General features: G+C 35.9%; 16 protein-coding genes. 11 read left to right on the plus strand and 5 right to left on the minus strand.

Features of this window, described 5'->3' with window-relative positions; translation table 11 throughout:
* Positions 1 to 17: 17 nt before the first annotated feature.
* On the plus strand, positions 18 to 497 hold the full coding sequence (locus tag ACIQXU_RS16535) for a GNAT family N-acetyltransferase (RefSeq protein ID WP_402990985.1): 480 nt from the start codon (positions 18 to 20) through the stop codon (positions 495 to 497).
* 375 nt (positions 498 to 872) lie between these two features.
* Positions 873 to 1319 carry a hypothetical protein gene (locus tag ACIQXU_RS16540; protein WP_402990988.1) on the plus strand — a complete coding sequence of 149 codons (447 nt, stop codon included), beginning with the start codon at positions 873 to 875 and terminating at the stop codon, positions 1317 to 1319.
* A 311-nt stretch (positions 1320 to 1630) separates the two neighbouring features.
* Here ACIQXU_RS16540 and ACIQXU_RS16545 read toward each other — a convergent pair whose 3' ends face one another.
* The gene (locus tag ACIQXU_RS16545) at positions 1631 to 2008 is read right to left on the minus strand and encodes a PH domain-containing protein (RefSeq protein ID WP_402990991.1); all 378 of its coding nucleotides are present in this window, start codon (positions 2006 to 2008) and stop codon (positions 1631 to 1633) included.
* Positions 2009 to 2378: 370 nt separating this feature from the next.
* Between ACIQXU_RS16545 and ACIQXU_RS16550 the strand changes: the two genes are divergently transcribed.
* Complete coding sequence (locus ACIQXU_RS16550) at positions 2379 to 2645, plus strand: CotD family spore coat protein (RefSeq protein ID WP_402875342.1); 267 nt, start codon at positions 2379 to 2381, stop codon at positions 2643 to 2645.
* A gap of 316 nt (positions 2646 to 2961) precedes the next feature.
* Positions 2962 to 3591 (plus strand): N-acetylmuramoyl-L-alanine amidase, encoded by a 630-nt coding sequence (locus ACIQXU_RS16555; protein WP_402990994.1) that lies wholly within the window; start codon positions 2962 to 2964, stop codon positions 3589 to 3591.
* A gap of 226 nt (positions 3592 to 3817) precedes the next feature.
* Here ACIQXU_RS16555 and ACIQXU_RS16560 read toward each other — a convergent pair whose 3' ends face one another.
* Entirely contained in the window at positions 3818 to 4093 is a 276-nt protein-coding gene (locus ACIQXU_RS16560) for a YqhV family protein (protein WP_402956403.1), read from the minus strand.
* A gap of 369 nt (positions 4094 to 4462) precedes the next feature.
* On the opposite strand from ACIQXU_RS16560, the gene ACIQXU_RS16565 reads away from it, so the two are divergent.
* Positions 4463 to 5071, plus strand: coding sequence for a VanZ family protein (locus tag ACIQXU_RS16565; RefSeq protein WP_402990997.1), 609 nt, complete (start codon positions 4463 to 4465; stop codon positions 5069 to 5071).
* A gap of 92 nt (positions 5072 to 5163) precedes the next feature.
* On the opposite strand, the gene ACIQXU_RS16570 is transcribed toward ACIQXU_RS16565, so the two are convergent.
* A complete protein-coding gene (locus tag ACIQXU_RS16570; protein WP_402990999.1) occupies positions 5164 to 6660 on the minus strand; it encodes a peptide MFS transporter in 1497 nt (498 codons plus the stop codon).
* An 869-nt stretch (positions 6661 to 7529) separates the two neighbouring features.
* Between ACIQXU_RS16570 and ACIQXU_RS16575 the strand changes: the two genes are divergently transcribed.
* Complete coding sequence (locus ACIQXU_RS16575) at positions 7530 to 7766, plus strand: GlsB/YeaQ/YmgE family stress response membrane protein (RefSeq protein WP_402875429.1); 237 nt, start codon at positions 7530 to 7532, stop codon at positions 7764 to 7766.
* 171 nt (positions 7767 to 7937) lie between these two features.
* Here the strand turns inward: ACIQXU_RS16575 and ACIQXU_RS16580 are convergent, their stop codons facing one another.
* Together ACIQXU_RS16580 and lexA are read right to left on the minus strand one after the other, a co-directional pair.
* On the minus strand, positions 7938 to 8225 hold the full coding sequence (locus tag ACIQXU_RS16580; protein WP_402991002.1) for a hypothetical protein: 288 nt from the start codon (positions 8223 to 8225) through the stop codon (positions 7938 to 7940).
* Between the two features lie 265 nt (positions 8226 to 8490).
* Positions 8491 to 9114, minus strand: a complete 624-nt coding sequence (gene lexA / locus ACIQXU_RS16585) for a transcriptional repressor LexA (protein WP_402875352.1) — start codon at positions 9112 to 9114, stop codon at positions 8491 to 8493.
* Between the two features lie 159 nt (positions 9115 to 9273).
* Here lexA and yneA point away from each other — a divergent pair, with 159 nt between their 5' ends.
* The 5 genes from yneA (at position 9274) to sirA (ending at position 13504) form a co-directional block, all read left to right on the plus strand.
* On the plus strand, positions 9274 to 9585 hold the full coding sequence (gene yneA / locus ACIQXU_RS16590; protein ID WP_402991005.1) for a cell division suppressor protein YneA: 312 nt from the start codon (positions 9274 to 9276) through the stop codon (positions 9583 to 9585).
* 12 nt (positions 9586 to 9597) lie between these two features.
* The gene (locus ACIQXU_RS16595) at positions 9598 to 10254 is read left to right on the plus strand and encodes a YneB family resolvase-like protein (RefSeq protein WP_402991008.1); all 657 of its coding nucleotides are present in this window, start codon (positions 9598 to 9600) and stop codon (positions 10252 to 10254) included.
* A gap of 64 nt (positions 10255 to 10318) precedes the next feature.
* The gene (locus tag ACIQXU_RS16600; protein WP_402875358.1) at positions 10319 to 10552 is read left to right on the plus strand and encodes a DUF896 domain-containing protein; all 234 of its coding nucleotides are present in this window, start codon (positions 10319 to 10321) and stop codon (positions 10550 to 10552) included.
* A gap of 232 nt (positions 10553 to 10784) precedes the next feature.
* Entirely contained in the window at positions 10785 to 12791 is a 2007-nt protein-coding gene (tkt, locus tag ACIQXU_RS16605) for a transketolase (RefSeq protein ID WP_402991011.1), read from the plus strand.
* A gap of 272 nt (positions 12792 to 13063) precedes the next feature.
* Positions 13064 to 13504, plus strand: coding sequence for a sporulation inhibitor of replication protein SirA (gene sirA / locus ACIQXU_RS16610; protein ID WP_402991014.1), 441 nt, complete (start codon positions 13064 to 13066; stop codon positions 13502 to 13504).
* Positions 13505 to 13548: the final 44 nt, after the last annotated feature.

Below are 13548 nucleotides of genomic sequence, written 5' to 3' on the forward strand. Positions count from 1 at the left end.
TTTAAGGAGGCTCTAGAGTGCTTAACTTAGAGATTAGAAGGCCAAGAACTGAGGATATAAAAGAGTTAAATCAATTTTTTAGAACAGTAATAACTGATATATTTATTAAAGAAGGTATAGGGGATAAGCTAGAGGACATAGAAAACGAAATTGAAGCTAAGAAAACCTACTTAGAAAGTGACTTGGAAAGTAATAGTGAAAAACGATTTTTTCTGATTGCTTTAGATGGAGATAAAATAATCGGTACAATTGAATACGGTGCAGCAAGCGATCTTATAAGTAAATGTACAGATAATGCTTTAAAAAATCTAAACGAGGTGGGTACAGTATTTGTGGATCCTGACTACCAAAGGAAGGGTATAGGTAATTTACTATTAAATAAAATATATTTGACACTGCATAATAAGGGTATAGAAGAATTTTGTTTAGATAGTGGATATATAAGTGCACAAAAAATCTGGAAAAAGAAATATGGAGATCCTGATTATTTCTTATGATTTGGAGACTCATGGTCGATGATTTATTAAAATAACCTACCTCCTTTTATTGTTTTCTTTTCAGTATTTTATGGAACTTTTATTAGACTAAATAAGCTATAAGAAGCTGTTTGGTTATTCCATAAAAGGGCGCTTTAATGGCACAACTGAACTTCTACTTTATCTGACGGGCTTTATTTTATTTATATTAACTTTGATACTTTCTAAGTATGTTTCACACGACTTCTTATAAAGTAAAGTTAAAATTAAGTGTCATCATGAATTAAAAAGGTCAAGTAAGTTTAGGATGAAAGGGATTGTATGAATAAATCACATTTTACTTTACCTTTATTGTTATAATTACCTATATAGATAATAAAAAGGAAGTGAGCTCAAATGGATAATGCTAAGTACATAGAAGTGGTTTTTGAGAATTGTGAATCAATTGTCATTCCAACAGAGCGTGTTTTAGGTCTAACATATGCTGAACTAACACCTTTAAAGGATGATCATGCCTTAGAAAATTCTTATCATAGCAGCCGTATAGATTTAGAAATTTCATATACGCACCAAACAGAACTTGAATACTCCCCAACGGATAATGATGATCTTCTTGGTGCATATATTAATAATCCTACAAGTAATAAGGTGGAAGACAGACCTAATATTCTAGGGCGATTATTTAATTACCATGACATTATGTATATCCAACTATTAGATACAGATGAAAAGCCCCTAAAAAATATTTATGTACCTTGGTACGAAGAGGATCAAGATGATAATCGCTATATGAAGATACTTAAAGAAGAAGGCTCATTTACAATTGAAATTAAACCTGAATAGATATGTAAGCAATTTGTTCTAGATGCTATACAATAAGTAATGATTTACGTGCATATATTACTTATTGTATACATCTTAATGAATAAATTACATATTATATCCGAAAAAACCGTTTTTTTAACGGGAGGTGCAAAGGGTGAACAAGCATAAAGCCCGAGAGACCAGGATTGTATACAGTTCGGCAATTTTCTATTGGTTATCATCTGAAAGCTGGTGTTAATTTCACTGATATTAAATATTACTTTCTTCCATATAAGAGTCCCCAAAACAAGCCTTTGTTCTTTCAACTATGCTAATCAATATTCGTTGAATTACCCACAGACTGCAGCTAATAATTTTTGAATATCATAAATACTTTTATCTTTTTTGAATTGTTTCGATACAGCTGGTGTTTGTGCACCTGAAATCCATATTTTTAATTCTGCGTCTAAATCAAAGTGTCCAGCAGTTTCTACGCTGAAATGGGAAATGCTTTTAAAAGGTATGGAATGGTATTCTACCTTTTTGCCAGTAATTCCTTGCTTATCCACTAATATAAGGCGTTTGTCTGTAAATACAATCAAATCTCTTATTAATTTAAACGCAGCATCTACATCCTCACCATTCGCTAGAATCTGTTCTAGTTCTTTTATTGCTTCATCTTTACTTATCGTTGAAGCATTACCGATTAATCCATCTAAGAATCCCATGCTATTTCCTCCTTAAAACTTGGTTTTACTCTAAAAATCCGTGTTTAATTTTTGACTTATATTTAAAATAGGTAAAAAAACCTAAATAAATAGTAGCACTATTGAATTAGTATTGTAAGCGGGCAATTTTGGTCATTTTATCTTTAATTGGCAGTGTTGTTGAGGGGAACCGTATAACTTCCTTTATTCTTGTATTACTTTGATTATAAATACAAATGATCTATTTTTGACTAGTAATGACTCATTCAGTGGTTTCATTTATATTATCCTGACCAATATAAAAATTAGTGTATTCGTTTAGTACAAGTTACCACCTTACTTCATAAGCTACACTGTAAGTACTAAAACTAATTAAAGGTGGGATTTTATAATGAGTTGTAATTGTAGGAAGTGCCGTGAACAAAGGGAAGAAGTGATTACTAGCCCAACTGAAACGGTTGTTAATACCAGAGTGAATCGACGGGTAGTGAAGCATATACACCCTACTGAAGTTATCAATGTAAATAGAACCATTGTTAGAAATGAACATTATTATCCTGTAAGGGAACGGGAAGTATATGAAACAGTGGAAGAAAATTTAGACTGCGGAAGCAATGTTAATAACTCTAATCGTTGCAGACCGTTTTGGAATAGATAATTAACATGTAGGGCACTCATCAGACATGAGTGCCTTTTCTTTTTAAGAAGTAGTCAGTTTCAAAGAGTAGAACATACTTTTATGTAATAATCATTTGAATTTAAAAGAATATATGCTGTACTGTCATTCTAATAAGGGCCATCCCTGTATTATGCAAGTTCTTTAGTCGTGTATCACTGCTTTGAGGGTAATCAAATGACATATGTACAAGCATTTATAGGGGACATACATAGAATTAATAGGAGGTGATAATTATGGTGAAAATATATATTGATCCAGGTCATGGGGGGAAGATTCAGGCACTATAGGAAATGGATTGAAAGAAAAAGATCTTACATTAAAAATTGCTAAAAAAATCAGGGAGTTTCTTGCACGGTATAAGAATGTATCGACAAAGATGAGTCGTACAGGAGATACGTATCCGTCCTTATCGGCACGGACAAACGAAGCAAATGCTTGGGAAGCTGATTTCTTTTTGTCCGTCCATATTAATGCCGGTGGTGGACAAGGATATGAAGATTATATTTATACATCCACTAATCAGGTTACTAAAAAGTACCAGGATAATATCCACGCTGAAATTCTGAAACTTGTGGATTTGAAAGATCGTGGGCAAAGAACGGGAAATTTACATATGCTTCGGGAATCCACTATGCCTGCTTTATTGACTGAAAATGGCTTCATCGATAATGTTTCTGATGCCTCTAAGTTGAAAAAGAGTGCTTTTATTGAAAATTTAGCTCAAGGACATGTCAATGGAATCGTTAAATCATTCAATTTGAAAAGGAAAGAGGAGGTACCAAGTAACACTCACACGATTGTAAAGGGTGATACTCTTTATAGCATTGCCATAAAATATGGAACAAGTGTGTCTAAACTTTTAGCTCTGAACCCTAAGGTTAAACCCAATTACCTTGAAATCGGTCAAAAACTGCGAGTGAAATGATAGCTCTGGATGGTGAATGAAACAATATCAAGTACTTCGAGATACCACACTACACACCATATCTAATCCCTTCTCTTATTGAGATTAAAGAAGTTGATTAAGTGAATTGTAGAAATGGCTGTCATATATGTAGATAATCTGAAAATATCGTTGGTGAAATCAAAAAGGTGCCGAAATGTTTTATCATGGGCAATCCCATTTATTGAGAATGGTTGTTTTATGCTTATTATTCGCTTTTTATTCCAATAAATATAATGGTCACTCCTATAAAGATGCATGAAACTTTAAAGAGGGAAAGCTTTTCGGTCATCCCGAATAAACCAACAGCTGTTGTACTAATAAGTATTATAGGTCCAACGAGTGCGAGGGAACTATTCACAACCAACGCTTTTTCGATATCATTAAGTCTTAACATGAGTATAGCTGCGAATATTTCTATACTTCCCGAAAGCAAACGAAGTAAACCCATTATAAGAACGGCTTTTTCAAAAGCTATAAACATGATTTTCCCCTCCGAACTTTTGTGCACGTTTATCTTATGAATCTATTTTAAAAAATAGGACAACTTTATCCTATCCCGGTGGTCGTTCCATTTGAAAATACCATCGTTATGGACTTTATGAAGGGGGTCAGGTGGAAGTCAGGTGACACGGTATCTTTCTTGGCTAAACAGTACGATAGCCGATAGATACCAATATATATATATATATATAATAAAAGTCGGTCAGAAATTACGTGTTAAGGAGTATGTCAACGGAGAGAAAAAGTAGGAAATCTTATGAGTGTTGTACCAAGCGCTATATCTTTCATATTGACGGTATGTCCTCAATAGCCTAGGATGTAATGGTATTCGTTTGAAGGAGGGCCCCATATGACTTATAAAACGCTATTGCTTACTCTCCTGTTCTCACAGGGGTTATTCTTTGGTGGTCTACCTATTCTTCTTCAACTCTTATTCTATTTGAACCCATGGGTGATCATGGTTGTATGGGTTTGTATTGTAGTCTCTGTGTTGATGATCGTCTTATTGGTCAGGGGGGAAACAATAAAACTACCCCGATTGTATTGGCAGGTAGCGATAAGTGGTTATAGTTTCTCTTTGCTAGTTTTACTTTTCTTCCGACCTGAAGGACAGGAATATTCGTATAATATTATCCCGTTTTCTACAATCAGCCCTTATTTAACTGGTGATTCGAATTGGCTTGTTTCTTTTTATAATCTAAGTGCAAATGTAGGATTATTCATTCCATTTGGATTGTACCTGCTATCCAGAAAGGGAAAAAAGATGACCGGTATTCCAAAATTTTTTATTCCCTTTTTCTCAATATCAATCATAGAAATATGCCAGTATGTTTTTCAAAGAGGAAGTTTGGATATGGATGATCTTATTTTGAACCTTATTGGGGTATATTTGGGATATTTCTTGTATCGTTGGTTCGTGAAAGTGATAGATATTATCCCCGCAAAGCGGAGTACATAATGAAAATCCGGTAGGGTTCAGTAACATACAGTGTTGACGAAAATCAAAAAAAGCCAGCTTGTCCATGATAGGAGAAGCTGGCTTTACATTTGTTAACGTAAGCCTTTCATAAAGCCTTGAATCTTTGGTGATATTGCCAATAGGATAAATCCTAAAATCAATGAAGTGATTCCGATAGCCCCGAAATAGACCATTTCCGTGTCCGCAGAGTAAAATCTTACAATTTGAGCATTTAATGCTTGTGCTGCTGCATTGGCTAAGAACCATAAACTCATCATTTGTGCTGAGAACGCAGATGGAGCAAGTTTAGTGGTTGCTGACATACCAACGGGTGACAAGCAAAGCTCTCCAATTACTACAAGGAAATAACTAAGTACAAGCCATAATGGGCTAACTAATGAACCGGCTCCTCCAAAATAAGAGGGAACCAAAATTACTAGGAATGATAAACCAGCAAAGAATAGGCCAATTGAAAACTTTTGGGGTATAGTTGGCTGACGTTTCCCTAATTTAACCCATAACCATGCGAATAAAGGTGCTAAAGTAATGATGAACAATGGATTTAAAGATTGGAACCATGCTGGTGAAATGTGAAAACCTGCAAATTCTAACTGTGTCCGTTTATCAGCATAATTTGCTAAAATAGTTGAGCCTTGTTCTTGAATGGCCCAAAACATGACCGCTGCTATAAATAAAGGGATATAGGCTAGTAAACGTGAACGCTCAACAGATGTTGTTTTCGGACTACGGTACATCACAATAAAATACATAGTAGGAATTAGAATTCCAAGGATACCAACAAGGCCGATAAAGCTATTAAGTGTTAAGAGACCATTTGAGATAGCGATTGCACAAATGATGGCAATAATTAAAATAGCTAGCCCAATCTTGGTGTAAACAGATTTCTTTTCATTCGGAGCCAAAGGATTGACAGGGGTTATTCCTGCAAGTCCCAGATTTTTTTTCTTTGTAGCCATGAAGACGATTAATCCAATAAACATACCAACGGCTGCAATACCGAATCCAAGGTGGAAATTGTACTTCATTCCAACTGTTCCGACAATAAGCGGAGCAATGAATGCACCCGTGTTTATTCCCATGTAGAATATGCTGAAACCAGAATCTCGACGGTTATCGTCTTCTGCATATAGCTCCCCAACAATACTGGATACATTTGGTTTTAAAAGACCTGTACCTATAACAATTAGTATCATGGAAACGAAGAACATGGAAATGCTGCCCGGTATGGCAAGTGCAATATGACCAAGCATAATCAATATACCGCCGTAAAAAACGGCTTTCGATGTTCCGAAAATCCTATCGGCTAACCAGCCACCAATAATTCCGGACATATATACTAACGATCCATAGATGGATACAATGGCTAGAGATGTTTTTTCATCAAGACCTAATCCACCTTTAGATACCTCATAATACATATAGTATACAAGAATGGCCTTCATACCATAATAGGAGAAGCGCTCCCAAAACTCCGTGAAGAAAAGAGTGAATAGTCCTTTAGGGTTTCCGAAAAAACCTTTTTGAGGAATGCTATCCAAAATTTTCTGTTTATTTATTGATGATGACATACATTCTCCTCCTTTTATTATAGTATAATAACTTTTCTTAGAGCAGTTGTAAAGAATATTTAGTGTATTTTAACAATAGTTCTTAATAAGGTGTGTTTATATCCTTTTTTTGTGAAATACAGGACTATTGAAATAGCATAAATAGGTAATAAGGTATATATTAGGAGTCTAAAATTCGATTAAATCCACTTTGAAATGAAAAAGTACTATTTAGTCTGATATAAATCCATAAAGCGGTAAATTAGAATTTCGAATTGTAAGACCATTCAACTAACTATGGAAATCTGATTTTAAATGAATGTGTAGGAAAAATGATGATGAATAAGGTTGAAATTTTAAAAAATATAGTAGGAAATAGTGTGAAATATTGAAAATAGGAATATTGTCATATCGACAAAAGAAGCTAAAATACTTATTCTGGTATAGAAAGCAATTTAATTGTTTTCTTTTTTACCATGTGGTGCCGCCAGACAATTGCAGTTGTCTGGCGGCATTTATTATTATAACCAAATAATAATTTTCAATCATTCCTACCGGATGGTTTTTTTGTGGTAGGGAAAACGGAAGATCAAAAACACTAAGGGGCTGTCCCAAAAGGGGTAGTTACACTGAAATTGAATAAATGGTAAAAGGCAGAAACGTTGATTTAACAACATTTCTGCCTCTTTATTTTTGCGAAGCTCACGGAATAAGAACTTTTTAGACAGCCCCTTTTATAGTACCTACATAGGTAGAAGTATATAAACTGCCGATATATTCATGGAATGTAGAGCTTAAAGTGATTTTCATAAGTCACAAGTCTGTTCTATTAATAAAAAAATTTCATAAATTTTAGAGAAAGGAGGTGGTTATTTTTGGAGCTAATTTGGATGTTAATTGTTGGTGGAATAATTGGATGGCTGGGAAGTCTGATTTTAGGAAGGGATATGCCGGGTGGAATTATTGGAAATATCATTGCTGGATTTGTTGGAGCATGGCTTGGTACTGCAATATTAGGGCCAATCGGACCTGAGACAGAAGGGTTTTACATTGTGCCTGCGTTACTGGGTGCCATAATTGTTGTGTTTATTGTATCCATTATCATGAGAAATACAAGATGGAGGTAGAAAGCAGAGGGTACAAGATTGAATGAATTTGCCAGAATCACGTGTAGATGGTTTAGAGAAAGCTGATCTATATGTGTCCATTATTGCTTGTAAATGCTGTTCAACAATACTGGACAGTTTTTTTGCGTAATAAAATAAAGGTTTTCGATCGAAGGATCCATCAGTGTTTAATCAATCCGAATGATTATCAGAGTTCCTAAAAGAAACTAAAGCTGTTTTAAGTGCGGCGTAATTACCGATACTGGCGTATCCGTAAAACCATCCCATAAAAATCCCTGTAGTCAAGTGATGCCGATGGCTTATGAATATAGAAAGGATTAAACCAAGACATAAAGCAATAGTGGGTACGTAACTTCGGGGGATAGGAAAGAGAAACTTTATAATTTGGGTCAAAATCATGATAGTTGGAATGGCAATTACAGCATCCCAAAAATTCGTATGTATCGTCGGAAAATCCATAGTAACACCACTTTCAAAAAGAAATGTCTATTGAACTAATTTCACCGGATATAAAAGAATTATACCTTGTTTATTTGACTCGGTTTATTGATCAAAGCTCTTTTGATATTACAATTATATTTAGATTCATCATAACATGTAAGTTAAGTGGCTTAATCTAATCGACTAACATCTCTATTAAAATATTATAGTATTCTTTCTGTCATATACATGGGATGAAATACATAGACTTAAAACAATAAAAAAAAGCGCAATTTGCGCGCTTTTAATGAATTTGCCTATATAGCCCGATCACTCTTCCAAGAATGGTTACATCTCTTAGAATGATAGGTTCCATATTGGAGTTTTCTGGCTGAAGCCGTATGTAATCCGGTTCCTTAAAGAATCGTTTAACGGTGGCTTCATCATCTTCCGTCATGGCCACGACGATATCTCCGTTATTGGCATTGCTTTGTTGTTTTACAATGACATAATCTCCATCATGAATTCCTGCTTCAATCATACTTTCACCCATAATTTCAAGCATGAACACATGATCATCATGTGGAACCATACTTTCAGGAAGAGGGAAGTATTCCTCTATGTTCTCGATGGCAGTTATCGGCATACCTGCGGTTACTTTTCCGAGAAGTGGTACGTTAACTACGTTTGTTTTTGGAATGTTATTAGATTCTTCTATATTTAAAATCTCAATGGCCCTTGGTTTAGTCGGGTCGCGTCTGATTAAGCCTTTGCTTTCCAAACGAGATAAATGTCCATGTACAGTCGAACTTGATGCAAGTCCTACAGCTTCGCCAATCTCTCTAACGGAAGGTGGATAACCTTTTTGACGAACTTCATCTTTTATGAAATCAAGAATATCCTGCTGCCGTTTTGATAGTTTAGTCATATACGCACCTCTTCTCTATAATTCTTTGCTATATTATAGCATGGCTCTACATGCTATACAAACATAAGTTCGAATTTGGTTGTTGACTGAAACAAACGTTCGTATTATAATTCAATCATCAACTAAAAACGAACGTACATTCGCTATGGAGGGATATTAATGAAGACATTTTGCAAAAAAAATATTTATACGATTCTATTAGCAGGATTTGTATTTATCTTGTCTATTTTATTCTCTTTCACATTAGATAGTAATCAAAATAGGGATTTCCTTTCGATTGAAATTAACGAAGGTGATACTATATGGGAGATTTCAGAAGAATATGGTCAAACCGAATTGACAAAAAAAGAATTCATTGGTTGGATAGAAGAGTATAACGGTGTAAGGGCGGATACTATTAAGGCAGGTCAAATCATTGTCATACCAGTTGAAAGTGAAAAAGTAGTCCAAAGTTTGGCTAGTAAGCAGTAAAGGTAGGTTCATATGAAAGCAGTCATCTATTGTCGGGTAAGTACAGAAAAAGAAACACAGGAAACCTCGCTAGCTAGGCAGGAAGAGGAATTAGTGAAGTTAGCAGAACATAATGACATGGAAGTCGTTTCAATAATAAGAGAGCAGGCAAGTGGTTACGAACTGAACCGTGACGGGATATTTGACATGCTTGATCTTTTTAAGACAAAAGAAGCGGATGTTCTCTTGATTCAAGATGAAACTAGGTTGGGAAGAGGAAATGCTAAAATTGCCTTGTTTCATGTTGTACTTAAAGAAGGAGTGAAGATTTTCACACTTTCTCATGATGGTGAGTTAGAGTTATCGGACTCTGATGCCATGGTTATCCAAATTGTTGGTATTGTAGAAGAATATCAACGTAAACTACATAACCTGAAAATTAAACGTGGTATGCTTAGGGCCGTTGAAAATGGCTACCGGCCCCAGAAAAACCTGAAGAACCAAAGAAACTCCACTGGTAGGGATCGTAAAGAAGTACCCATAGAAGAAATTGTGAAACTGCGTTCGAATGGATTAACTTTTGCGGAGATTGCGGCAACACTGAGAGGCTTTGGCTATGAAGTGTCAAAAGCAACGGTACACCGCAGATTCTTGGAATACCAGCAAGGTACACCGGAGAATCAATCATAGAACTTGTAATTTCACTTTTTTTTTAATACCATGTCAATATCCGTATATATAAAGGAGAAAAATTATGCTATCAAAAGAAAAAATGGCTCGTATCAATGAACTTTCTAAAAAAGCTAAGGGAGAGGGCTTAACTGTAGAAGAGGCGAAAGAGCAAACTTCCTTACGAAGTGAGTATTTGGAGACATTTAGACGTTCAATGGCTGATACGCTAGAAAATGTTAAAGTTATCGATCCAGAAGGTAATGATGTCACGCCTCAAAAAATAAAAAATATTAAAGAAAAAAAAGGTTTACATTAACCAATAAGGACTGATGATGGCCCCATCATTAGGATTACTCATGAGGAATGTAAAGTGAAAAAAGAGAATGCATCGATGTATGTATTCTCTTTTTTTGGTTTAACCTAACCTTGGTAAATCCTTAATTAGTAGAAAATTGAATTAGCTGTGCAAGAAATGGTTATTTTAGTTGTGATATTAAGTTAGTCAATATAATATAAAGAGGTACACTACAGGAAGGGATGTTTTACACATGTTAGATAAATTAGATGCACTTTCTATTAATACAATTCGTACATTATCGATCGATGCAATTGAAAAGGCTAATTCAGGTCATCCAGGCATGCCTATGGGTGCAGCTCCCATGGCATATAAGCTGTGGACTGATTATATGAATCATAACCCGAAAAATCCTGATTGGTTTAATAGAGACCGTTTTGTTTTATCGGCAGGACATGGTTCCATGCTATTATACAGTCTCCTGCATTTATCAGGTTACGGCTTGACAATGGATGACTTAAAGGGTTTCCGTCAATGGGGAAGTAAAACTCCTGGGCATCCTGAATACGGACATACTGCTGGTGTAGATGCCACTACTGGACCACTTGGCCAAGGGATTGCAATGGCTGTAGGTATGGCAATGGCAGAACGTCACTTGGCTGAAAGCTACAATCGTGATTCTTATAATGTGGTTGATCATTATACATATAGTATTTGTGGGGATGGAGACTTAATGGAAGGCGTTTCAGCTGAAGCTGCTTCTTTAGCAGGCCATCTTCAGCTAGGAAGACTTGTCGTTTTATATGATTCAAACGATATTTCTCTTGACGGAGATCTTAGCCAATCATTCAGTGAAAGTGTAGCAGACCGTTTTAAATCATACGGCTGGCAGTATCTGAGAGTGGAAGACGGCAACGATTTACAACAAATCGCAAAAGCCATTGAAGAAGCAAAGACTGATGAAGCTCGTCCAACCTTAATCGAAGTGAAGACAGTGATTGGTTATGGTTCTCCTAACCGCTCTGGTAAGTCTGCTGCTCACGGTGCTCCCCTTGGTGCTGATGAAATGAAGTTGACAAAAGAAGCTTACAAATGGACATTCGAAGAAGACTTTTATGTTCCGGATGAAGTATATGCACACTTTAATGAAGCTTGTGTAGAAGCTGGAAATAAAAAAGAACAAGAATGGAATGAACTATTTAATAAATATAAAGAAGCGTACCCTGAGCTCGCAGAACAGCTGGAGCTTTCTATAAAAGGTGAACTACCTGCAGACTGGGATCAAGAAATTCCAGTTTATGAAGAAGGCAAGACATTGGCTTCGCGTGCTTCCAGTGGAGAAGTATTGAATGCATTAGCGAAAAAACTACCTAGCCTTATTGGAGGTTCAGCCGATTTAGCAGGTTCAAATAATACATCCATCAAAGGTGCTACAGATCTATTGCCTGGAAATTATAGTGGACGTAATATATGGTTTGGTGTACGTGAATTCGCTATGGGAGCAGCATTGAACGGGATGACGCTACATGGTGGCATCAAGGTTTACGGTGGAACATTCTTCGTATTCTCTGATTATCTACGTCCATCGATCCGAATGGCTGCCTTAATGGGACTTCCTGTAACATATGTATTCACTCACGACAGTATCGCTGTTGGTGAAGACGGACCGACACATGAGCCTATTGAACAATTAGCCTCATTACGTGCCATGCCTAATCTTGGTGTGATTCGTCCAGCTGATGGTAATGAAGTTGCAGCAGCTTGGAAGGTCGCTATTGAGTCTAAAGATAAACCAACGGCACTTGTGTTAACACGACAAGGGTTACCGACAATCAAAAACACATCAGAAACTGCTTATGAAGGTGTGTTAAAAGGTGCGTATGTTATATCAGACGCTAAAAAAGAAGTAGCGGATGCATTGCTACTGGCTACTGGTTCTGAAGTTCATCTAGCTGTCGAAGCACAGCAAGCATTGTCGGAGGAAGGAATTGAAGTTTCCGTTATCAGCATGCCATCGTGGGATCGTTTTGAAACTCAATCCAAGGATTACAAACAAAGTGTAATCAACCCGGCTGTCAAAAAACGTCTGGCTATCGAAATGGCTTCACCTTTTGGCTGGGACCGTTATACAGGGGATGAAGGTGAAATTTTAGCCATTAATCATTTTGGCGCTTCAGCTCCAGGCGGTAAAATTATGAAAGAATTCGGCTTTACCGTTGAAAATGTAGTAGCTCGTGTGAAAGAGATGCTTGTTAAATAATTGAGTAAGACATGACTGACACCTATTTATGAGGTGTCAGTTTTTCTTATATATCAGTAAATGAGGACTTATTTAAAAAAATCCCATTCGACAAAAAAAGATGAAAATTTCTCCAGCAAACAACATATCTTGTTGTTTTGTCAAGATATAATAAGAATAATTAATTATCGATTAAATGTGTCAAATGGGTAAAGGTTTATAAAGGTTCATGGCAAAAGACATTACGTTTTAATATCTGTTCATAAATTGAGATCCTAGGGAGGTATAGGCTAATGAGAACCTATCAGATTTTTTTGATTGAAGATGAATTCGCCCATCATTATTATGGTAGGGAAAAGCTTTTCTTCAATTTGTTTTTGGAGTATATTCAAGCAAAGGGTGGACTAAGGAGTATTTTGCAAAAACAAATCGAATATGTCACCAAGACAGTTCCCGTAATCCAATTGCAGGCTGTTATTGAACAGCGGTTAAAGAAAAAGATGAATTTTTGGTCGCAAAACGGTAAATACTATTTAGAAAAAACAAGTGGAACAAGCAAGGCGGCCTTAACTATTGAGGGTGAATCCATAATACTTAAATCTGAGGGTGACGCTGAAGCGGAGACTGCTTTCTTTGAATGTATTCGCAAATGCGAATCAGGTTTTCTAGCCATTGATTTTGAACATGAAAAGTATGGTTGGTTAAAACCGATTAAAGAAAGAAAATTTGTCTAAATGGGGGACTTTTCGCTAGCGGGTATTGTATAATAATATTTGGT

The organism is Peribacillus sp. NPDC097284 (assembly GCF_044761765.1).
Lineage (GTDB): Bacteria > Bacillota > Bacilli > Bacillales > DSM-1321 > Peribacillus.

Excerpts from the sequence above, each read along its gene's own strand:
- sirA (WP_402991014.1), top strand. The coding sequence starts at position 13,064 with ATGAGAACCTATCAGATTTTTTTGATTGAAGATGAATTCGCCCATCAT.
- ACIQXU_RS16595 (WP_402991008.1), top strand. The coding sequence starts at position 9,598 with ATGAAAGCAGTCATCTATTGTCGGGTAAGTACAGAAAAAGAAACACAG.
- ACIQXU_RS16550 (WP_402875342.1), top strand. The coding sequence starts at position 2,379 with ATGAGTTGTAATTGTAGGAAGTGCCGTGAACAAAGGGAAGAAGTGATT.
- lexA (WP_402875352.1), bottom strand. The coding sequence starts at position 9,114 with ATGACTAAACTATCAAAACGGCAGCAGGATATTCTTGATTTCATAAAA.
- ACIQXU_RS16565 (WP_402990997.1), top strand. The coding sequence starts at position 4,463 with ATGACTTATAAAACGCTATTGCTTACTCTCCTGTTCTCACAGGGGTTA.
- ACIQXU_RS16545 (WP_402990991.1), bottom strand. The coding sequence starts at position 2,008 with ATGGGATTCTTAGATGGATTAATCGGTAATGCTTCAACGATAAGTAAA.
- ACIQXU_RS16560 (WP_402956403.1), bottom strand. The coding sequence starts at position 4,093 with ATGTTTATAGCTTTTGAAAAAGCCGTTCTTATAATGGGTTTACTTCGT.
- ACIQXU_RS16540 (WP_402990988.1), top strand. The coding sequence starts at position 873 with ATGGATAATGCTAAGTACATAGAAGTGGTTTTTGAGAATTGTGAATCA.
- ACIQXU_RS16600 (WP_402875358.1), top strand. The coding sequence starts at position 10,319 with ATGCTATCAAAAGAAAAAATGGCTCGTATCAATGAACTTTCTAAAAAA.
- ACIQXU_RS16580 (WP_402991002.1), bottom strand. The coding sequence starts at position 8,225 with ATGGATTTTCCGACGATACATACGAATTTTTGGGATGCTGTAATTGCC.
- ACIQXU_RS16570 (WP_402990999.1), bottom strand. The coding sequence starts at position 6,660 with ATGTCATCATCAATAAATAAACAGAAAATTTTGGATAGCATTCCTCAA.
- tkt (WP_402991011.1), top strand. The coding sequence starts at position 10,785 with ATGTTAGATAAATTAGATGCACTTTCTATTAATACAATTCGTACATTA.
- ACIQXU_RS16575 (WP_402875429.1), top strand. The coding sequence starts at position 7,530 with ATGTTAATTGTTGGTGGAATAATTGGATGGCTGGGAAGTCTGATTTTA.
- yneA (WP_402991005.1), top strand. The coding sequence starts at position 9,274 with ATGAAGACATTTTGCAAAAAAAATATTTATACGATTCTATTAGCAGGA.